Genomic DNA, 18,891 nt, shown 5'->3' with positions numbered 1-18,891 from the left:
TCTAACCACTTTAGGTTATAATTTACAACATTTTGATACTTTTGCACCCTAGTTAACATTGCTCAAAGCAAGATATTTTGTGGTGTGATACACTCTTGCACCGGAAAATGCAGAAACATTCTCGCACTAAGCGTTTTGTTTGAAATTTGTACTGCATTTGTAATTTAATTTCAGGAGTTCTTGTGACTGATACATTCAATACAGTAGAAACCCAAGCAAGTTACGGCATTGGTTTTCAAATGGGTCAACAATTGCAATCAAACCCTTTCGACGGTTTGGCAATCGATGCAGTTGTAGCTGGCCTAAAAGACGCATTCGCGGGTCAAGCCCCTCAGGTTGATAACGACACGCTACGTGATGCGTTCGGCGAAATTCACAAGCGTATGCAAGCAGCTAAAGAAGAAGCGAGCAAAGCGGTTATTGAAGAAGGCACAAAGTACCTTGAAGAAAACGCGAAGCGTGATGAAGTTACGGTAACTGAATCTGGTCTTCAATACGAAGTTGTTACTGAAGGTGACGGCGAGACACCAGATGCTTCTAGCACAGTACGTGTTCACTACCACGGTACGCTTATAAACGGTACTACGTTTGATAGCTCTTACGAGCGTGGTCAGCCAGCTGAATTCCCAGTAGGCGGCGTAATCAAAGGTTGGACTGAAGCACTTCAACTTATGAAAGCAGGTTCAAAGTATCGTCTATACGTACCACACGACCTAGCTTACGGTGAGCAAGGCGCTGGCGCAGCTATTGCACCTTACAGCACCCTGATCTTTGACGTAGAACTTCTTGACGTTCTAGGTTAATGATTTCTTCACAGGAGTGCCCAATGGTACTCCTGTGAATACCTGTATTCTTCTTTGTTAAATCCTTTACTCCTTTCTATCTTCTAGCCTATTTCTTTTACTTTTCTGAGGCTTAGTTTGTAAACAAACAGTTCACTCATAATCTGAGGTTGTTTGTGTTTCGCTTTTTCAAATATAAATATGTGATGCTACTATGTTCTGTTGGTGAGAATGCATGTATGCGATATGCTGACAAAATTGTATTAAAGATCGGCAGGCTTCCATCTGCTCCGAGTTGTTATCAGTGGCTTCGGCATTACAATAGCCCCACGCTCAAATAAGGAAAATTATTATGGTTATCAAGCCTAAAGTGAGAGGCTTCATTTGTACAAACGCGCACCCAGTGGGCTGTGCTAAAGCGGTTGATGAACAGATTGCTTATGTAGAAGCAAAAGGTGACTTAGGCGAAGGCCCTAAAAATGTACTGGTTATTGGTAGCTCAACAGGCTATGGCTTAGCGTCGCGCATCACATCTGCCTTTGGTTATGGTGCTAAAACACTAGGTGTGTGCTTTGAAAGAGCACCAACGGAGCGCAAAACGGGTACTGCTGGTTGGTATAACACTGCGGCGTTCCACGAAAAAGCCAAAGGGAAAGGCTTGTATGCAGATACAATAAACGGCGATGCTTTTTCTGATGAGATCAAAAACGAAGCTATCGAAAAAATCAAAGCCGAAATGGGCAAGGTCGACTTGGTTATTTATAGCCTTGCGTCTCCGCGCAGAACCGACCCAGAAACTGGTGTGACCTACAAGTCGACGCTTAAGCCAGTAGGCGAGGCATACACCACAAAAACTTACGACACAGATAAAGATAAAGTGCATGAAGTGGCGCTTGAGCCAGCCAACGACGACGAGATCCTTAACACCATTAAAGTGATGGGCGGCGAAGATTGGGAGCGTTGGATGGACTTTTTGCGTGAAGCCGATGTGCTTGCAGAAGGCTGTAAAACCACCGCATATACCTATATCGGTAAAGAGCTTACATGGCCTATCTACGGTCAAGCAACTATCGGTAAGGCAAAAGAAGACCTAGATCGCGCTGCTGCTGCTATTATTGGTAAAAACAGTGACTTGCTTGTACAAGCAAACGTAAGTTCACTAAAAGCACTGGTAACGCAGGCAAGTTCTGCCATTCCCGTAATGCCTCTGTATATTTCACTTATTTACAAAGTGATGAAAGAAGAGGGGACACACGAAGGGTGTATTGAACAAATTCATGGTTTATTCACACAATGCCTGTTTGGAAATACTCCTACGCTAGATGAAGCAAATCGCTATCGCATGGACGGCAAAGAAACCAACGACGCTACCCAAGCAAAAATTAAAGCGCTATGGGATCAGGTGACACAAGAGAACTTCCATGACTTAAGTGACTACAAAGGTTACCACCACGAGTTCTTAAAACTATTCGGTTTTGACATTTCCAGTGTTGATTACGACAGTGAAGTTGACCCACTGGTTAAGTGGTAAAACTTAAACTTACCATTAATTAACCTAGTGCTATCTGTGCAAAAGCCGTCTGATTTGACGGCTTTTTTGTGCTTTATTGCAAGCCGATATGGGGTGTCAGCGGTAAAAATGTAAATGAATAAGACCAAAGGTTTACATTAAATTGTAGAAAAATTTGCCTTTATCTTGAAATAGCGTGGCACAAACGTATGGGTTAATGCTAAAATCCCGAAATTAAGTGGGGGCCTTTTCTGCCTCTGCCTATACAGCAGTAGCGATTACCGCTACACAACAATAATAATAAGTGTAATTTTCTGCTGGTGGTCTATAAATATTGGGCGAACAAAATGCCCGCAAAAGGAATTATGCGTTGCGGCTTCATAACAGGCTGACCGCGGCATTGCAAGTTCCATCAATCAACAACGAAAAGGTGTTTAACACCTGTTAATAGTGCGTTTTTGCATGCTGACAGGCAGGATTTCTGCGGTCATGCAAAAGGGTATTTCTATTAGAGTAGTGCAATTACATATGATAAAAATCAAGAAAGGTCTCGACCTCCCAATTGAGGGAGCGCCAAAGCAGGAGATTGCTGATGCATCTGCTGCAACGCGCGTTGCCATTCTGGGAGAAGAATATGTGGGTATGCGCCCTACCATGCACGTCCAAGTTGGCGATGTAGTGAAGAAAGGTCAGGTACTTTTTGAAGACAAAAAGAACCCTGGCGTTAAATTCACTGCGCCAGCTGCGGGTGAAGTGGTAGAGGTTAACCGTGGTGCAAAACGTGTTCTTCAGTCTGTAGTTATCAAAGTAAACGGCAGCGATGCTGTGACATTTGACAAAATTGCAGCTGACCAGATCGCGAGTGCAACACGTGAGCAACTTCAGTCAATCCTTGTAGAGTCAGGCATGTGGACAGCGTTACGCACCCGTCCATTCAGCAAATCGCCTCAGTTAGACTCTGTTCCAAACTCAATTTTCGTTACAGCAATGGATACTAATCCACTAGCAGCAGATCCTGCAGTGGTAATTGCTGAGCGCCAAGACGATTTCGTAAATGGTCTTAAAGCGTTAGCGCAATTGAGCGGTGGCAAGACTTACGTTTGTAAAGCGGCAGGTGCTTCTGTTGCTACTGGCGATGCGGCAGTTGATGTTGAAGAATTTGGTGGTCCTCACCCTGCGGGCCTACCGGGTACTCACATCCACTTCCTTGATTCTGCTGGCATGAACAAAACGGTTTGGCACATCAACTACCAAGACGTAATGGCGATTGGTGCATTGCTGACCTCTGGCGAGTTAGATAACCGTCGTGTTATTTCACTTGCAGGTCCTGCTGCAACCAACCCACGCTTAGTGCGCACTGTAATTGGCGCAGACTTAACCGAACTAACTGCTAGCGAGCAAGTAGACGGTGAAGTACGTGTTATCTCAGGCTCAGTACTTAGTGGTACTACGGCGATGGGTGTACACGGATTCCTAGGTCGTTTCCACACACAAGTTTCACTATTAAAAGAAGGTCGCGAGAAGAAATTGTTCGGTTGGATCATGCCTGGTTCAAACCAACACTCAGTGACTCGTGCTTACTTAGGTCACCTAAGTGGTAGCAAGAAATTTGATATGACAACAACTACCAATGGTTCAGAACGTTCTATGGTTCCAATTGGTAATTACGAACGCGTTATGCCCCTAGATATCATTCCTACGCTTCTGCTTAGGGACCTGATTTCTGGTGATACTGACGGTGCTCAGACGTTGGGTTGCTTAGAGTTGGACGAAGAAGATTTGGCATTGTGTACTTACGTATGCCCTGGCAAATACAACTACGCTCCTATCTTACGCGACTGTTTGACCACGATAGAGAAAGAGGGTTAAGTCATGGGTTTAAAAGCGTATTTAGAAAAAATTGAACCGGATTTCGAGCCGGGTGGTAAGCATGAAAAGTGGTATGCGCTTTACGAAGCTGCGGCTACCATTTTTTATACGCCAGGTAAGGTAAACAAAGCGAACACGCACGTGCGTGACAGCATTGACCTTAAACGCATCATGATCATGGTATGGATGGCAACATTCCCAGCTATGTTCTTCGGTATGTACAACATTGGTTTTCAAGCGCAAGAAGCTATTGCTGCTGGCGCAGGAACACTGCCTGACACATGGCAGGCGGGGCTTTTCACTGCACTAGGCGGTGATTTGACAAACGCTGGCATATTAGGCCTGTTCTTCTACGGTGCATGTTTCTGGCTACCTATTTATGCAGTAACGTTTGCTGTTGGTGGTTTCTGGGAAGTACTGTTCGCTTCTGTGCGTAAGCACGAAGTAAACGAAGGTTTCTTCGTAACATCAGTGCTGTTTGCACTAACACTTCCAGCCACGATTCCTCTATGGCAAGTAGCACTAGGTATTACCTTTGGTGTTGTTATTGCTAAAGAAGTATTCGGTGGTACAGGTCGTAACTTCCTTAACCCAGCTCTGTCTGGTCGTGCTTTCCTTTACTTTGCGTACCCTGCACAAATCTCAGGTGACCAAGTATGGGTAGCAGCAGATGGTTATTCGGGTGCAACGTCTCTTAGCCAAGCCGCTTGGGGCAACCTAGACTACGCTGATATGACGCAGTGGATGGATAGCTTCATCGGTACTATCGCGGGCTCAGCAGGTGAGGTATCTACACTAGCTATTATTCTTGGTGGCTTGTTCATCATGTACATGCGTATAGCAAGCTGGCGAATTGTTGCTGGTGTAGCGATTGGTGTAGCGTTCTTCGCAACCTTGCTAAACTTAATTGGCAGCGACACTAACCCTATGTTTGCAATGCCTGCACATTGGCACTTTGTTGTTGGTGGTCTTGCGTTTGGTATGTTCTTTATGGCGACAGACCCGGTGTCTGCATCGTTCACAAACCAAGGCAAGTGGGCTTACGGTATCTTCATTGGTTTCATGACGGTACTAATCCGCGTCCTAAACCCAGCCTTCCCTGAAGGTGTAATGCTAGCAATTCTGTTTGCTAACTTGTGGGCGCCACTGTTCGACTATTTCGTCGCACAAAGCAACATCAAGCGGAGGGTAGCACGTGTCGGCTAAGAAAGAATCTTTAGGCAAAACTATCGGTGTAGTAGTAGCCGTATGTTTGGTTTGTTCAATTGTTGTTTCTGGCGCGGCTGTTGGCCTTCGCTCTCTACAGCAAACAAACGCGGCTCTTGATAAAAAGAGCAACATTCTTAATGCTGCAGGCCTTTACGAAATGGGCATGAGCAATAACGCTATCGAAAGCACGTACAGCGAGCGAGTAGAGCAGCGTTACGTTAATCTTGAAGAAGGCACGTTTGTTGAAGCGCCTGCGCCAGATTACGACATGTATAAAGCTGCTAAGCAGACTGAGTACAGCACAAAGGTAACTAACAGCAATGTAGGTTTCCAACGTCGCCCTAACGTGGCAAGTGTTTACTTAGTGCGCAACGAAGCAGGTGATGTATCTCGTATCATCCTTCCTGTTCACGGTAGCGGTCTTTGGGATCTTATGTACGGATTCTTAGCGATAGATGCAGACGGCCAAACGGTTCGCGAGCTTATTTACTATCAGCAAAAAGAAACGCCAGGACTAGGTGGTGAAGTGCAAAACCCTGCTTGGCAGGACAAATGGGACGGCAAAGAGCTTTACGAGAATGGCGAAGTTGCTATTCGCGTAGTGAAAAATGCTAACCCTAGCAATCCTCACACTATCGATGCGCTTTCAGGTGCAACCCTAACCAGCAACGGTGTTGAAAACACTATTCGTTACTGGGTAGGCGAGCAAGGCTTCGGCCAGTTCCTGAAGAACCAAGCATGGCGTTCATAAGGGAAGTCTCATGGCAGATACTAAAGAAATGAAAAAGGCCCTCTTTGGGCCAATCCTGGACAACAACCCGATCGCCCTACAGGTATTGGGTATCTGTTCAGCACTGGCAATTACCACTAAGCTGGAAACAGCATTGGTAATGTCGCTTGCGCTTACCAGCGTTGTAGCGTTCTCAAACTTGTTTATTTCACTAATTCGTAACCAGATTCCATCTAGCGTTCGAATTATTATCCAGATGACCATCATTGCATCGTTGGTAATCGTTGTTGACCAAATTCTGAAAGCGTATTCGTATGAAATATCGAAGCAGCTGTCGGTATTCGTTGGTCTGATTATTACTAACTGTATCGTAATGGGTCGTGCTGAAGCTTACGCCATGAAGAGCCCACCTCTAATGAGCTTCCTTGATGGTATTGGTAACGGCTTAGGCTACTCTTTCATCCTGATTGTTATTGGTACAATTAAAGAGCTATTTGGTTTCGGTACTATTTTAGGTTTCGAAATCCTTCCACTGGTTCAAAACGGTGGCTGGTACCAAGGTAATGGTTTGTTAATTTTACCATTCAGCTCATTCTTCTTAATCGGCGGTATGATTTGGGTTATCCGTACTATCCGTCCTGAGCAAGTAGAGCCTAAGGAGTAAGTCATGGAACATTATTTGTCGTTATTTGTTCGCTCAATCTTTGTTGAGAACATGGCGTTATCACTATTCTTAGGTATGTGTACCTTCCTTGCGGTATCTAAGAAAGTTAAAACTGCTATGGGTCTTGGCGTAGCGGTAATCGTGGTACTAGGTATCTCGGTTCCGGTTAACCAAATTATTTATGTAAACATTCTTGCTCCAGGCGCATTAGCGTGGGCAGGTTTCCCAGAAGCTGACTTAAGCTTCCTTAACTTCCTAACCTTTATCGGTGTTATCGCGGCATTGGTACAGATCCTAGAGATGAGCTTAGATAAGTTCTTCCCAGCGCTTTATAACGCACTAGGTATCTTCCTTCCGCTTATTACCGTTAACTGTGCAATCTTCGGTGGTGTAGCGTTTGCAGTACAGCGTGAATATAACCTGACCGAAAGCGTTGTTTACGGCGTAGGAAGTGGTATTGGCTGGGCAATTGCAATTGTGTTGCTTGCGGCAGTACGTGAAAAGCTTAAATATGCTGATATGCCAGATGGTGTTCGTGGTCTAGGTTCTGTATTCATGATCGCGGGTCTAATGGCACTAGGCTTCCAGTCATTCACTGGTATTCAGCTGTAAGAAAGCTCGGGAGCATATAAATGAATAATGTAGAAATATATCTAGGCGTCGGCATGTTCATTGCCATCGTTCTAGCGCTGGTATTTATTATCATGTTTGCCAAGTCTAAATTGGTACCAAGTGGTGATGTCACTATCACTATTAATGGTGACCCAGACAAAGCAATCAAAACTGCACCGGGTGGCAAGCTACTTGGTGCTCTAGCTGATGCAGGATACTTCGTATCTTCTGCGTGTGGTGGCGGTGGTTCATGTGGTCAGTGTCGTGTAGACGTACACTCAGGTGGTGGTGAGATCCTTCCAACTGAACTAGACCACATCACTAAAGGTGAAGCGCGCGAAGGTTGCCGTCTTTCATGTCAGGTTGCTATTAAGCAAGACATGGAAATCGAGCTAGAAGAGTCAGTATTTGGTGTTAAGAAGTGGGATTGTGAAGTTATCTCTAACGATAACAAAGCTACCTTCATCAAAGAGCTTAAGCTTAAAATTCCTAACGGTGAAAGCGTGCCCTTCCGTGCGGGTGGTTACATTCAGATTGAAGCACCAGCTCACCACGTTAAGTACAAAGAGTTCGATATTCCTGAAGAATATCGCGGTGACTGGGAGCGCTTTGGCTTCTTTGACATTGAGTCTAAAGTAGACGAAGAGACCATTCGTGCGTACTCAATGGCGAACTACCCAGAAGAAGAAGGTATTATTATGCTGAACGTGCGTATCGCTACGCCGCCACCTAATAACCTAAGCCTTCCTGCTGGTAAAATGTCATCGTACATTTGGAGCCTGAAAGAAGGTGACAAAGCGACTATCTCTGGTCCATTCGGTGAATTCTTCGCGAAGGAAACTGAAAACGAAATGGTATTCGTAGGTGGTGGTGCGGGTATGGCCCCAATGCGTTCACACATTTTCGATCAGCTTCGTCGCCTTAAGTCTAAGCGTAAGATGAGCTTCTGGTACGGTGCACGTTCACTTCGTGAAATGTTCTATACCGAAGACTTCGACGAGCTAGCAGCAGAAAACGATAACTTTGAGTGGCACGTAGCACTTTCAGATCCTCAGCCAGAGGACAACTGGGAAGGTTACACAGGGTTCATTCACCAAGTACTTCTTGAGAACTACTTGAAAGATCACCCTGCACCAGAAGACTGTGAGTTCTACATGTGTGGACCACCTATGATGAACGCGGCTGTAATCAACATGCTTAAAGAGCTAGGTGTTGAGGACGAAAACATCATGCTAGATGACTTCGGTGGCTAAGCTAATCGCTTAAAAAGTTAAGCATAATAAAAGGGGCGCAAGCCCCTTTTTTGTTGAAGCAAAACGCTTAATGCACATTGTTAGTGAAAAATGTGCAAATTAGCTAAGGACAACATCGTGATTCGTTTCGCAATTCGAATTTTTCTCGCTTTTTTTGCAATAGGCATATTAGTACTTGCAAGCTGTAGTGATGAAAAAGCGCCTGTAGTACATCTTCAGGGCCAAACAATGGGTACAACCTACAACGTTAAATACCTTGTAGGTAAGGAGCCGGTAGAAGGGTTACAGGCTGAAATAGACGCACGTCTTGTTGAAGTAAACAAGATGATGTCAACGTATGACCCTACATCAGAACTTTCAAGGTTCAATCAGTATCGCTATACCGATAACTTTGCCGTATCGCCAGACACTTTGACCGTGGTTAATGAAGCGTTGCGTTTAGCTAGCTTAAGCGGAGGTGTGCTTGATGTAACGGTGGGCCCTTTGGTGAACTTGTGGGGGTTTGGCCCAACAAAACGCCCCGAGAAAGTACCAAGCCAAGGGGAGATCGACGAAATTAGAGACTATGTGGGTTATCAGAAACTGTCGACCACGCCAACCGGTCTCAAAAAAAGCCACCCCATGCTCTACGTCGATTTATCGACCATAGCCAAAGGTTTTGGTGTAGATGAAGTGGCAGAGATCCTTGAAAAGCACGGTATTGAAAACTACCTTGTAGAAATAGGCGGTGAAATGCGCGTGAAAGGTGAACGTGGCGACGGCAGCGAGTGGCTTATCGCTATTGAAAAGCCGGTTACTACTGAACGCGCAGTTCAAAAAGTTGTCTCAATAGGTGAAAACGCGGTTGCTACGTCGGGCGACTATCGTAACTATTACGAAGAAGACGGGGTTCGTTATTCGCACCTAATAGACCCAACTACCGGTAAACCTATTTCGCATAATTTGGTATCGGTAACCGTTGTCCACCCTTCATCTATGACATCAGACGGTCTAGCTACCGCGTTCAATGTTATGGGGTGGGAGCAAGCGATAGCGATCGCCGAGCAAGAACAGCTTGCCGTATTCCTCATTCGTCGCACCGATGACGGATTTGAGGAGTATGCGTCGCCAGAATTTGATAAACTGGTCACAGTTCATAATTAGGGGGTAGCGATGTCTACATTTATTCTCGCTTTCGGTTTCTTTCTTACTATGGTTTTGGCCATGGCCGTTGGCTACCTAGTTCAGAAAAAATCTATTTCTGGAAGTTGCGGTGGCTTAGGTGCACTAGGTATTGAGAAAGCCTGTGATTGCCCAGAACCGTGTGATCGTAAAAAGTCACGCATGGAAAAAGAAGAAGCCCGCCAGAAAAAGCTAAACGAGTGGAAGCAGAACCAAATTTTGTAATGCTTCGCCTTTCGTTGGCTTAAAATCTAAAAGCGCTGTTAGATGCTAATCGACAGCGCTATTTTTGTTTTTTTAACACAGCCGTGAACTATGCGTGCGAGCCATCAATTCTATTTAGAATCCATAACGAACTAGTGTAATTCAACGTTATTAGTAATATACTGTCTTTTTGTACAGTTTTACGTTTAAAGCTAAAGAATGAAGGCGGACAATGCGAAAAATTATCCACGTCGACATGGATTGTTTTTACGCCGCAGTTGAAATGCGCGACAACCCAGCTTTGCGCGATATTCCCATTGCGATTGGCGGCAGTGCCGACCGTCGAGGGGTTATTTCTACCTGTAATTATCCCGCCCGTAAATATGGGGTGCGTTCAGCGATGGCCACCGCGTATGCTGTAAAACTATGCCCTAATCTTACTTTAGTGAAAGGGCGCATGGACGTATACGCCGCTGAATCACAAAAAATACGTAAAATCTTTGCAGACTATACTGACCTTATCGAGCCCTTATCATTAGATGAAGCCTACCTAGATGTCACCAATAGCGAGTTTTGTGGGGGCAGCGCTACGTTAATTGCCGAAGAGATACGCGCGCGTATTCAAAGCGAGTTAGGTCTTACTGCTTCCGCGGGCGTGGCCCCCTGCAAGTTTGTGGCAAAAGTGGCCAGTGACGAAAACAAACCCGACGGCATCTGCGTGATAACTCCCGACAAACTCGATGCGTTTGTACGCGACATGCCGCTAAAGAAAATTCCGGGCGTTGGCAAAGTTACCATGCAAAAGCTGCAGCGCATGGGGCTTAATACCTGCAATGACGTTCGTCAGTATCCTTTCGAGCGTATTCAAAAAGAACTGGGCAAATTTGGTAGTGTGCTGTGGGAGCGGGCTCATGGCATCGATGAGCGTGAGTTGTCAGTATCTCGAGAGCGCAAGTCTATAGGGGTAGAGCGCACGCTAAGTGATGATATACATACACTTGATGAATGTATCGACTTCTTGCCCCACTTGTTTGAAAAGCTTCAAGAGCGAATGGATAATCACAAAAAGCGAACGGGTAAACCGGTACGCATTCGCACGCAGGGCGTGAAGCTTAAGTTCAATGACTTTCAGCTAACCACGGTCGAGCATCGCTGTGCAACCCTTGATGAAGCGTATTTTCGTACACTCATGCAGGAAGCCTTTGAACGAGCAACAGGGCGGGGTATTCGACTTGTGGGCGTTCACATAGGCCTCGCCGCCGACCAATCAACACAACAGCTGGTTTTGCCTTTTGAAAGTACTTAGCAGCGCGCTATTGTTAACCTTTAATGTAAAGCGAAGGCTAACTGACCTTTAATATTTGACTCAATTTTTCGAGAAGGACGTTATGAACGCTAAACAACTTAAAACCCCCGGTCGCTATAAGCACTACAAAGGGAACTTATATGATGTATATGAAATTGCTACCCATTCAGAAGATGAAAGTAAGCTTGTGGTTTATCGTCCGTGCTACGGCGAAAAAGCGCTGTGGGTGCGTCCACTGGAAATGTTTTTCGAAACGGTGGAAAAAGGCGGGCAAACGCTTCCTCGTTTTGAATACGTAGGCGAGATCCCTGATGATGAAAAAATGATCTAATTGTGAAATTGGGTCATAGTGTAAGAGGTCTTATTTAAACAGGCTTCTAACAAGGAAATAATAATGAAAACTGTACCTCGTTTTAAAACCCATATTTTGGCTGCGCTTATTGCCGCGAGCCCATTGGCACTTTCACCGTTTAACACTGCCATTGCGCAAGATAGATTTGCCGATGTCGAAGTTAAAGCAACAGCGATTAAAGGCTCTGTGCACATGCTTACGGGTGCAGGGGGCAATATTGGCGTTTCGGCCGGGGAAGATGGGGTGCTAATCATCGATGACCAATTTGCGCCACTGGCTGAGAAGATAGCGGCGCAACTAGGGCAGCTTGGCAGCGATAAACCAAAGTACGTGATCAATACCCATTACCACGGCGATCACACGGGTTCTAATGCGTTTTTCCATAGCCATAAAGGGGCGACTATTCTAGCCCATGAAAACGTTCGCGTGCGTTTAGCCGATGATGAAAAAGTAAAACCAGAAGCGCTCCCCACCATTACTTATGAAGATGGCATTAAAATTTATTTTAATGGTGAAACCCTTCATGTGATGCACTTAGCAGTAGGGCATACAGATGGTGACAGTGTAGTGTGGTTCGAGCAACCTAATGTAATGCACACTGGAGACCTATTCTTCAATGGACGCTTTCCTTATATTGATCAAGGAGCAGGTGGAAACGTAGAAGGTTATATGGATTCAGTTAAACAACTGCTAGCCAAAATTGACGATGACACCGTCATTATTCCTGGTCACGGTGATATCAGCAACAAGCAGGAATACACTGCGTTTTTAAGCATGATCAGCGAGACGTTTAACTACGTCAAAGCGCTTAAACAAGACGGAAAGACTCTCGATGAAGTCAAAACCATGGGCCTAGAAGATAAATGGTCTGATTGGAGTTGGAACTTTATCAATGAAGAAAAGTGGATAGCTACGCTCTATAAAGACGCCTAAGCGCTACTGCGTAAAAAAATGGGGTCAGTGTAAAACGCTGCCCTGTTAGCTATTTATCACTAAACGTTTGAATGTAAAGTTGCTCTACTTTATCCCTTGCCCACTGTGTTTTTCTTAAAAATTTGAGCGACGATTTAATCGAGGGGTCGTTGTTAAAGCAGTTCACCTTGATTCGGTAATACAACCCATCCCACCCGTATCGTTCGTGAAGTTGAGTGACGATTTTCTCTAGGGTTAAGCCGTGAAGTGGGTTATTGGGTTGTTGGTTCATAACGTGTCGCTGTTTTGTCTAAGTTCGAGCAGTTAGTTTACCACGAACTTAATAGATTATGGGGGCAGAGTGATTACTCTGACCCCATAGCTCGTTTATACCAAATTAGGCCTTGCCTTTTACAGCATGGCATATTGTTTGTGATTCTGAGGCGGGCGGTGGTGCATGTGTGTGGACAGTTTCCGTTTGTACACGCTTTGGCTTTCTCGGCGTCTTATATAGCGGCCATATCAGTTGCTCTTTCCAGTTAGCGTAAAACATGCCTTCTATGCCGTATTGCGCAGGATATTGGCGCGTGATTTTAGCGGTACCAAATAGCACATCCCAAAAGAATAACAGATTTCCATAATTACCTTTGTAGTTGGTAATGCCATCATCCGCTTTTAAGCCATGGTGGGCACTGTGTGTCGAAGGGGTAGATATTGTGCGCTCTACCACCCAAGCTATGGGATGTAGCCATGGCGTTTGATATAGCAATCTATCCCATTTCCACTCGGCGTGTGCGCCTGTGATTACGGTAAGCTTGACCACCAAATAGAATGCGTAAGTCCACCCTAGCCCTAAATAAATCAGTGCACCAGAAAACCAAAGTGAAGGCATAAACAGGTAATAGAAAAAGTTGTTCCTGTAGATGATGCGAACGCTCATGTATTTGGCGTTGTGGTGAGCCCTGTGCAAGTTATAAAGAAAGCGCGTGGAGTGAGATAGTCTATGCCACCAGTATTGCATCATGTCATCGAATATCAATAGCAGCGCGATGTGTATAAGGACCGGCGAGTCGGCAAGTGCACCTTGAAGCTGAGGAAAGGCTAACGCCATGATGGCGGCAGAACTAAACAGGACAAAAGGTTGGGTTACCACAAACAACAGCAACGTACCGATAAGCTCTACCTTCCCATCATCACTGACTTCGCTGGACTTTTTAAATAGCTTACCGTTTTTTGCTTCCAACAGCGCAAAGGTGATGAACACCGCCAAAATTGCCCACTGATAATTCATTATTTTATTACCTGCTATTTGAATGTTGTCGAGCAATTTACATTGAGTTAACATTCAAGAATATATACAAGTATAGTTTTGGAGTCGTATGTCTTACATTCACGGTATAGCGCAAACGGTGATGCCCGACGACTACCTTGATAACTGTATGCCTTACGGTAACGTTAAAGCCTATGCGGCTAGCACTACAATTCATGATAGAGGGAGCAAGAATAAAGGGCTGTCTATCGTTGTCTCGGGAGAGGTGAAAATAGGAAACTATGGCTTAGATGGCAGCTATCAAATTACAACGATTTTGCGCAGGGGAGACACCTTTGGCGAGTTTACTTTGTATGCATCACTTGCTAGAACACACCACGCCCAAGCGCTAACTGAATGTAAAATATTACAAATTCCCGAGCCTGCATTTCATTCACTGGTAAGCCAACATCCTGCTATTGCTGCTTTTATTACACGTTCTTTAGCAATAAAGCTACACGCCGCGTTAGAGAGGCTGGATGATATTCGCCGTTTACCCACTCACGTTCAGTTAGCCAAACTCATTTACCAGGCGCATTTAACCTCTCGACGCGACTTCATACCTTTGCGCCAAAGTGATTATGCCGAAAGGCTTGGCGTTACAGTACTTACCGCGCATAAGTCGCTCACTAAATTATATGACATGCAACTCCTTGAAAAGCGCTATGGCGGGGTTGTGATAAGCAACATCGAGCGTCTTGAAAAATTCTTGAAGGAAAGCTCCTCGCTGTTGCCCATATAGCAATTAGTGGGGCTGCAAGCCATCTAAAATAATATGCTGAATGTTCTTTAAGGTGCTTTCAAAAAAAACGGGGTCGCTTAAATCGTTGCCAGTCACGGCCTTTATCTGAACACTGAAGTCTGCGTAATGTTGAGTTATGGCCCAGATGCTAAATATTAAATGAACGGGCTCTACTGCATTGAGTTTACCTGCAGTAATCCACTCATTGATTACGGCGCTTTTGGCGTCGAGCAAGACTTTAAGCGGTGTCTCTAATTCTTTGATCAAAAGCGGTGCACCTTGTACTACTTCCATACAAAAAAGCTTGGATTCGGCGGGGTTGTCTCGCGACATTTCAAGCTTAACTTTAATGTACTCTCTTAACGTTTCTATAGGCTCTTGCTCTGCAGAAAAGCTTTGTAGGGGACTTAACCACACATCTAGAAGGTGAGTGATCACTGATAAATACAGCCCATCTTTGCTTTTAAAATAATAAAGTAAGTTGCTTTTCGATACGTTGGCTAGCTCGGATATTTGTTCCACCGTTGTTCCGCTTACTCCATTTTTTGAAAACAACGTAAGGGCTGCCTGCATAATTCGAGCGCGCTTTTCCTTCAGTGCTTTTTCTCGGCGCTTTTGGGCCGTGGGGCTAAATGCGCGGGCTGGTTTTGGAATTGCTTTACCTTCAGACTTCATCACTTCTTAACTGCAGCATTTTATATTCATATACCTAGTTTACGCGGAGTTAGTGTAGCGATAAACCGCTTTGCACAAAATTGCACCAAATAAGTTCACCTGCACTGGACTGGATGTTTCAAATTGAACCAAAAGGTCCATTTTAAACTTGGTATCCTATTAAGGTGTTGAAAATTAACAAGTAAATTAATTGGCCTGTTTTATGCTGTTCAGTCTTTGTACCGCCTCTTCAAATTTTTGAACTCGGCAACCTGACAAAAAGCTGTTTAAACAGCTCAAAACGCATACAAGCAGAGGGAACAACATGGATATTGGTGTATTTATTCCAATTGGTAACAACGGCTGGTTAATTTCTAAAAATTCACCTCAGTTCAAACCAACGTTCGATCTCAACAAAGAGATTGTGATGAAGGCTGAAAAGTACGATATGGATTTCGCACTCTCGATGATCAAGTTACGAGGATTTGGCGGTGAAACGGAGTTTTGGGATTACAACTTAGAATCGTTCACCCTAATGGCCGGTCTTGCTGCCGTCACTTCAAAAATTCAGCTATATGCCACAGCCGCCACGTTAGTTTTACCGCCAGCGATTATGGCGCGTATGGCAACCACTATCGATTCCATTTCTAACGGCCGCTTTGGCGTGAACTTAGTTACCGGGTGGCAGCGCCCCGAGTACTCCCAAATGGGCATGTGGCCTGGCGACGAATTCTTTGGTAATCGCTATGAGTACCTTGATGAATACATCAAGGTGGTTAAAGAGTTGTGGGAAACGGGAAAAAGTGATTTTAAAGGCGAGCACTTCCAAATGGATGACTGCCGAATGCTGCCTAAACCACAGCGCAAAATACCGCTTATTTGTGCAGGGCAAAGTGCCGCGGGCATGGATTTCTCGGCCCGTCACGCCGACTATAACTTCTGCTTTGGTAAAGGTGTGAATACACCTACCGCATTTGCTCCAACCGCTGCGCGCTTAACCGAGGCGGCTGAAAAACACGGTCGCAGCGTAGGCTCCGCTGTACTCGTCATGGTTATTGCTGATGAAACCGACGAAGCCGCCATGGCTAAATGGGAAAGTTATAAAGAGGGTAAAGATCAGTCGGCGTTAGATTGGATGGCAACGCAGGGTGCGGCTGATAAAAAGTCGGGCAAAGACACTAACATTCGAGACATGACCAACCCAACCTCAGCGGTAAACCTGAATATGGGTACGCTCGTTGGCTCTTATGAATCAGTCGCTTCTATGCTAGATGAAATCGCAACGGTTCCGGGTTGTGAAGGGGTACTGCTAACGTTTGATGATTTCTTAAAAGGTATGGATGATTTCGGCACTAAAATTCAGCCACTGATGAAGTCGCGCCAGCACCTGCTAAACACATCAGGAGCTGCCTAATGTCTGCCGGTGATGTGTTTGAAGTCTCAGGCTGTTTTCAGGAACGCCAAACCGGGCAGCCTGTATTGCCCGCTAAACCTGAACCTTTAACGTTAAACCCCAGTGAAACCGCCGTTATCGTAGTGGATTTACAAAACGCATACGCCAGTAAAAACGGGTATTTAGATAAGGCTGGGTTTGATGTGTCAACGACCAAACCTGTGATAGCCAATACCGTCAAGGTGCTGGATACCGCTCGCGCCGCAGGTATGCCAGTAGTCTTTTTACAAAACGGTTGGGATGCCGATTATAAAGAGGCTGGCGGCCCCGGTTCACCTAACTGGTACAAATCGAATGCCCTTAAAACCATGCGCAAACAGCCAGAATTAAAAGGCAGTTTGCTCGCCAAAGGAACGTGGGACTACGCCCTTGTAGACGCCCTTAAGCCGCAAGAGGGCGATATCGTTATTCCCAAGACCCGCTACAGCGGCTTTTACAATACCAATTTAGACAGCATGCTGCGGGCCCGCGGTATCCGTAACCTGGTGTTTACCGGCATTGCCACCAATGTGTGCGTGGAATCCACCTTACGCGATGGATTTCACTTAGAGTATTTTGGGGTAGTACTTGCTGATGCAGCCTATCAAGCCGGCCCGCCAGACATTCATGAAGCCTCACTTTTTAATATTCAAACGTTCTTCGGATGGGTATCTACCACAGCCCAGTTCTGTGAAGTGTTTGAAGGGGCGCGTTAGGCGGTGTTTTATTGGCCAAGGCTCGCCACGTACAACAAAGCAGCGCGGTAAAGCACTAAGCACAAATTGAAAGAAACCATTTATAAGCACTAAGCAAAGTAGCAATGCATAGATAGCGCAACGAGAAGGATGAAAACATGCCAAAGAAAGCGATTATTCCAGCCGGTACGTCTACACCGATAGCCCCTTTTGTTCCAGGGTCTATGGCTGACAACATTTTATATGTGTCGGGTACGTTACCGTTTGACGAAAACAATGACGTGGTTCACGTGGGCGATGCCGAAGCGCAAACACGCCACGTGTTAGAAACCATCAAGAGCGTTATTCAAGAAGCCGGTGGCACCATGGAAGATGTAACCTTTAACTCTATATTCATTACAGATTGGGACGACTATGCGGCGGTAAACAAAGTGTATGCTGAATACTTCCCGGGTGAAAAGCCAGCGCGCTATTGCATTAAGGTAGGCCTGGTAAAGCCGGAAGCCTTAATAGAAATTGCCTCTACAGCACACATAGGGTAAGCGGTTATGTTTGGACTCCCCGCTAACTGTGCCCACTGGTTCTATGTAGGTGAGCTCTATGCCTTCTGAAATGCAGGCCGGCGGCACCAGTATGAAAAGCGAAATGCGCGGCAAGACACATTACGAAATACATGGTCTAACGTCGCCCGACGCGCCAACCGTTGTTTTTAGTTCGGGGCTAGGCGGGGCAGCTAAGTTTTGGCAGCCCCAATTGGCTGACTTTACTCAACACTATCGAGTGATCACTTACGACCAGCTTGGTACCAATAAGAGCGAGGCTGATTTGTGCAGTGAATACAGCATTTTGCACATGGCGGATGAACTCGATGTACTGCTGAAAAAACTTGAGGTGCAGCAATGTCACTTCGTTGGTCACGCGCTTGGTGGCTTGGTAGGGCTTCAGCTTGCGTTAACTCAGCCTGATTTGCTTAAAAGCATGGTTCTAGTAAACGCATGGAGTAGCCCAAACCCGCACACGCTGCGCTGCTTTGACATACGCAAAGCCTTATTGGCAGCAGATAGAAAAGATATGTACCTACAGCTACAGGCGTTACTGCTGTTTCCGCCTGACTGGATAGCCCAAAACGCCGAGCACTTGGAAGAGGAAGAGGCACAGTTGCTTAACCACTTTCCCAACGTGAATAACTTGCTTGCTCGTATTGGCGCACTTAGCACGTTTGATATTGATGACAAGTTAAAGGGCATCACCACGCCAACATTTGCGCTGGCGAACAAAGACGACACCCTAGTGCCCTGGCAGCGCTCTCAGATGTTAGTAGACCGCATGCCTAATGCCGAACTGTCGGTGATGGAATATGGCGGTCATGCCTCAAGCATTACTGTGCCTGATGCATTTAATAAATTGGTATTGGAATATTTGCAGCGCGTAGCGTAGTCGCAAGCCGTGCTCCTACACAAGCGTTGCTATCAAAGTCATTTAAGACTTTGCCGAA

Annotated in this window: 21 protein-coding genes; 18 read left to right on the top strand and 3 right to left on the bottom strand. The window is 45.5% G+C overall.

The genetic code is table 11. The features are described 5' to 3' along the window. Positions 1–182: 182 nt before the first annotated feature. The 13 genes from MADE_RS16935 to MADE_RS16875 all read left to right on the top strand — a co-directional run bounded on the left by MADE_RS16935 (position 183) and on the right by MADE_RS16875 (position 12,585). On the top strand, positions 183–803 hold the full coding sequence (locus MADE_RS16935; protein WP_015068144.1) for an FKBP-type peptidyl-prolyl cis-trans isomerase: 621 nt from the start codon (positions 183–185) through the stop codon (positions 801–803). A 331-nt stretch (positions 804–1,134) separates the two neighbouring features. Continuing rightward, complete coding sequence (gene fabV / locus MADE_RS16930) at positions 1,135–2,313, top strand: enoyl-ACP reductase FabV (protein WP_015068143.1); 1,179 nt, start codon at positions 1,135–1,137, stop codon at positions 2,311–2,313. 507 nt (positions 2,314–2,820) lie between these two features. Then, complete coding sequence (locus MADE_RS16925) at positions 2,821–4,161, top strand: Na(+)-translocating NADH-quinone reductase subunit A (RefSeq protein ID WP_015068142.1); 1,341 nt, start codon at positions 2,821–2,823, stop codon at positions 4,159–4,161. A 3-nt stretch (positions 4,162–4,164) separates the two neighbouring features. Beyond that, on the top strand, positions 4,165–5,367 hold the full coding sequence (locus MADE_RS16920) for an NADH:ubiquinone reductase (Na(+)-transporting) subunit B (RefSeq protein ID WP_015068141.1): 1,203 nt from the start codon (positions 4,165–4,167) through the stop codon (positions 5,365–5,367). Then, positions 5,357–6,121 carry a Na(+)-translocating NADH-quinone reductase subunit C gene (locus MADE_RS16915; RefSeq protein ID WP_015068140.1) on the top strand — a complete coding sequence of 255 codons (765 nt, stop codon included), beginning with the start codon at positions 5,357–5,359 and terminating at the stop codon, positions 6,119–6,121. Before MADE_RS16920 ends, MADE_RS16915 begins: the two co-directional genes overlap by 11 nt. Before the next feature lie 10 nt (positions 6,122–6,131). Beyond that, positions 6,132–6,764, top strand: coding sequence for an NADH:ubiquinone reductase (Na(+)-transporting) subunit D (locus tag MADE_RS16910; RefSeq protein WP_015068139.1), 633 nt, complete (start codon positions 6,132–6,134; stop codon positions 6,762–6,764). Positions 6,765–6,767: 3 nt separating this feature from the next. Then, the gene (nqrE, locus tag MADE_RS16905) at positions 6,768–7,376 is read left to right on the top strand and encodes an NADH:ubiquinone reductase (Na(+)-transporting) subunit E (protein ID WP_015068138.1); all 609 of its coding nucleotides are present in this window, start codon (positions 6,768–6,770) and stop codon (positions 7,374–7,376) included. A 20-nt stretch (positions 7,377–7,396) separates the two neighbouring features. Continuing rightward, entirely contained in the window at positions 7,397–8,629 is a 1,233-nt protein-coding gene (gene nqrF / locus MADE_RS16900; RefSeq protein ID WP_015068137.1) for an NADH:ubiquinone reductase (Na(+)-transporting) subunit F, read from the top strand. A 117-nt stretch (positions 8,630–8,746) separates the two neighbouring features. Further along, positions 8,747–9,772 carry an FAD:protein FMN transferase gene (locus tag MADE_RS16895; protein ID WP_023559920.1) on the top strand — a complete coding sequence of 342 codons (1,026 nt, stop codon included), beginning with the start codon at positions 8,747–8,749 and terminating at the stop codon, positions 9,770–9,772. 9 nt (positions 9,773–9,781) lie between these two features. Beyond that, on the top strand, positions 9,782–10,015 hold the full coding sequence (nqrM, locus tag MADE_RS16890) for a (Na+)-NQR maturation NqrM (RefSeq protein WP_020746637.1): 234 nt from the start codon (positions 9,782–9,784) through the stop codon (positions 10,013–10,015). 211 nt (positions 10,016–10,226) lie between these two features. Next, positions 10,227–11,300: a DNA polymerase IV gene (dinB, locus tag MADE_RS16885; protein WP_023559919.1), complete on the top strand. Its 1,074-nt coding sequence runs from the start codon at positions 10,227–10,229 to the stop codon at positions 11,298–11,300. 82 nt (positions 11,301–11,382) lie between these two features. Then, positions 11,383–11,631, top strand: coding sequence for a DUF1653 domain-containing protein (locus MADE_RS16880; RefSeq protein ID WP_020746636.1), 249 nt, complete (start codon positions 11,383–11,385; stop codon positions 11,629–11,631). A gap of 63 nt (positions 11,632–11,694) precedes the next feature. Beyond that, complete coding sequence (locus MADE_RS16875) at positions 11,695–12,585, top strand: MBL fold metallo-hydrolase (protein ID WP_020746635.1); 891 nt, start codon at positions 11,695–11,697, stop codon at positions 12,583–12,585. Positions 12,586–12,634: 49 nt separating this feature from the next. On the opposite strand, the gene MADE_RS16870 is transcribed toward MADE_RS16875, so the two are convergent. Both MADE_RS16870 and MADE_RS16865 read right to left on the bottom strand, forming a co-directional pair. Beyond that, positions 12,635–12,856, bottom strand: a complete 222-nt coding sequence (locus tag MADE_RS16870) for a VF530 family protein (RefSeq protein WP_015068132.1) — start codon at positions 12,854–12,856, stop codon at positions 12,635–12,637. A 105-nt stretch (positions 12,857–12,961) separates the two neighbouring features. Next, a complete protein-coding gene (locus tag MADE_RS16865; RefSeq protein WP_020746634.1) occupies positions 12,962–13,855 on the bottom strand; it encodes a sterol desaturase family protein in 894 nt (297 codons plus the stop codon). A gap of 88 nt (positions 13,856–13,943) precedes the next feature. On the opposite strand from MADE_RS16865, the gene MADE_RS16860 reads away from it, so the two are divergent. After that, positions 13,944–14,615, top strand: coding sequence for a Crp/Fnr family transcriptional regulator (locus tag MADE_RS16860; RefSeq protein WP_023559918.1), 672 nt, complete (start codon positions 13,944–13,946; stop codon positions 14,613–14,615). Positions 14,616–14,618: 3 nt separating this feature from the next. On the opposite strand, the gene rutR is transcribed toward MADE_RS16860, so the two are convergent. Continuing rightward, positions 14,619–15,290 (bottom strand): HTH-type transcriptional regulator RutR, encoded by a 672-nt coding sequence (gene rutR / locus MADE_RS16855; protein WP_023559917.1) that lies wholly within the window; start codon positions 15,288–15,290, stop codon positions 14,619–14,621. A gap of 304 nt (positions 15,291–15,594) precedes the next feature. On the opposite strand from rutR, the gene rutA reads away from it, so the two are divergent. The 4 genes from rutA (at position 15,595) to rutD (ending at position 18,833) form a co-directional block, all read left to right on the top strand. Further along, positions 15,595–16,683: a pyrimidine utilization protein A gene (gene rutA, locus MADE_RS16850; protein WP_023559916.1), complete on the top strand. Its 1,089-nt coding sequence runs from the start codon at positions 15,595–15,597 to the stop codon at positions 16,681–16,683. Beyond that, the gene (gene rutB / locus MADE_RS16845) at positions 16,683–17,417 is read left to right on the top strand and encodes a pyrimidine utilization protein B (protein ID WP_023559915.1); all 735 of its coding nucleotides are present in this window, start codon (positions 16,683–16,685) and stop codon (positions 17,415–17,417) included. Before rutA ends, rutB begins: the two co-directional genes overlap by 1 nt. Before the next feature lie 137 nt (positions 17,418–17,554). Next, the gene (rutC, locus tag MADE_RS16840) at positions 17,555–17,938 is read left to right on the top strand and encodes a pyrimidine utilization protein C (RefSeq protein WP_020746630.1); all 384 of its coding nucleotides are present in this window, start codon (positions 17,555–17,557) and stop codon (positions 17,936–17,938) included. 58 nt (positions 17,939–17,996) lie between these two features. Then, on the top strand, positions 17,997–18,833 hold the full coding sequence (gene rutD, locus MADE_RS16835) for a pyrimidine utilization protein D (protein ID WP_023559914.1): 837 nt from the start codon (positions 17,997–17,999) through the stop codon (positions 18,831–18,833). Positions 18,834–18,891: the final 58 nt, after the last annotated feature.

It is taken from the genome of Alteromonas mediterranea DE, assembly GCF_000020585.3.
Taxonomy (GTDB): Bacteria; Pseudomonadota; Gammaproteobacteria; order Enterobacterales; family Alteromonadaceae; genus Alteromonas; species Alteromonas mediterranea.
This window is presented reverse-complemented; position numbering and strand designations above follow the sequence as displayed.

Excerpts from the sequence above, each read along its gene's own strand:
- fabV (WP_015068143.1), top strand. The coding sequence starts at position 1,135 with ATGGTTATCAAGCCTAAAGTGAGAGGCTTCATTTGTACAAACGCGCAC.
- MADE_RS16925 (WP_015068142.1), top strand. The coding sequence starts at position 2,821 with ATGATAAAAATCAAGAAAGGTCTCGACCTCCCAATTGAGGGAGCGCCA.
- MADE_RS16920 (WP_015068141.1), top strand. The coding sequence starts at position 4,165 with ATGGGTTTAAAAGCGTATTTAGAAAAAATTGAACCGGATTTCGAGCCG.
- MADE_RS16910 (WP_015068139.1), top strand. The coding sequence starts at position 6,132 with ATGGCAGATACTAAAGAAATGAAAAAGGCCCTCTTTGGGCCAATCCTG.
- nqrE (WP_015068138.1), top strand. The coding sequence starts at position 6,768 with ATGGAACATTATTTGTCGTTATTTGTTCGCTCAATCTTTGTTGAGAAC.
- nqrF (WP_015068137.1), top strand. The coding sequence starts at position 7,397 with ATGAATAATGTAGAAATATATCTAGGCGTCGGCATGTTCATTGCCATC.
- nqrM (WP_020746637.1), top strand. The coding sequence starts at position 9,782 with ATGTCTACATTTATTCTCGCTTTCGGTTTCTTTCTTACTATGGTTTTG.
- dinB (WP_023559919.1), top strand. The coding sequence starts at position 10,227 with ATGCGAAAAATTATCCACGTCGACATGGATTGTTTTTACGCCGCAGTT.
- MADE_RS16880 (WP_020746636.1), top strand. The coding sequence starts at position 11,383 with ATGAACGCTAAACAACTTAAAACCCCCGGTCGCTATAAGCACTACAAA.
- MADE_RS16875 (WP_020746635.1), top strand. The coding sequence starts at position 11,695 with ATGAAAACTGTACCTCGTTTTAAAACCCATATTTTGGCTGCGCTTATT.
- MADE_RS16870 (WP_015068132.1), bottom strand. The coding sequence starts at position 12,856 with ATGAACCAACAACCCAATAACCCACTTCACGGCTTAACCCTAGAGAAA.
- MADE_RS16865 (WP_020746634.1), bottom strand. The coding sequence starts at position 13,855 with ATGAATTATCAGTGGGCAATTTTGGCGGTGTTCATCACCTTTGCGCTG.
- MADE_RS16860 (WP_023559918.1), top strand. The coding sequence starts at position 13,944 with ATGTCTTACATTCACGGTATAGCGCAAACGGTGATGCCCGACGACTAC.
- rutR (WP_023559917.1), bottom strand. The coding sequence starts at position 15,290 with ATGAAGTCTGAAGGTAAAGCAATTCCAAAACCAGCCCGCGCATTTAGC.
- rutA (WP_023559916.1), top strand. The coding sequence starts at position 15,595 with ATGGATATTGGTGTATTTATTCCAATTGGTAACAACGGCTGGTTAATT.
- rutB (WP_023559915.1), top strand. The coding sequence starts at position 16,683 with ATGTCTGCCGGTGATGTGTTTGAAGTCTCAGGCTGTTTTCAGGAACGC.
- rutC (WP_020746630.1), top strand. The coding sequence starts at position 17,555 with ATGCCAAAGAAAGCGATTATTCCAGCCGGTACGTCTACACCGATAGCC.
- rutD (WP_023559914.1), top strand. The coding sequence starts at position 17,997 with ATGCCTTCTGAAATGCAGGCCGGCGGCACCAGTATGAAAAGCGAAATG.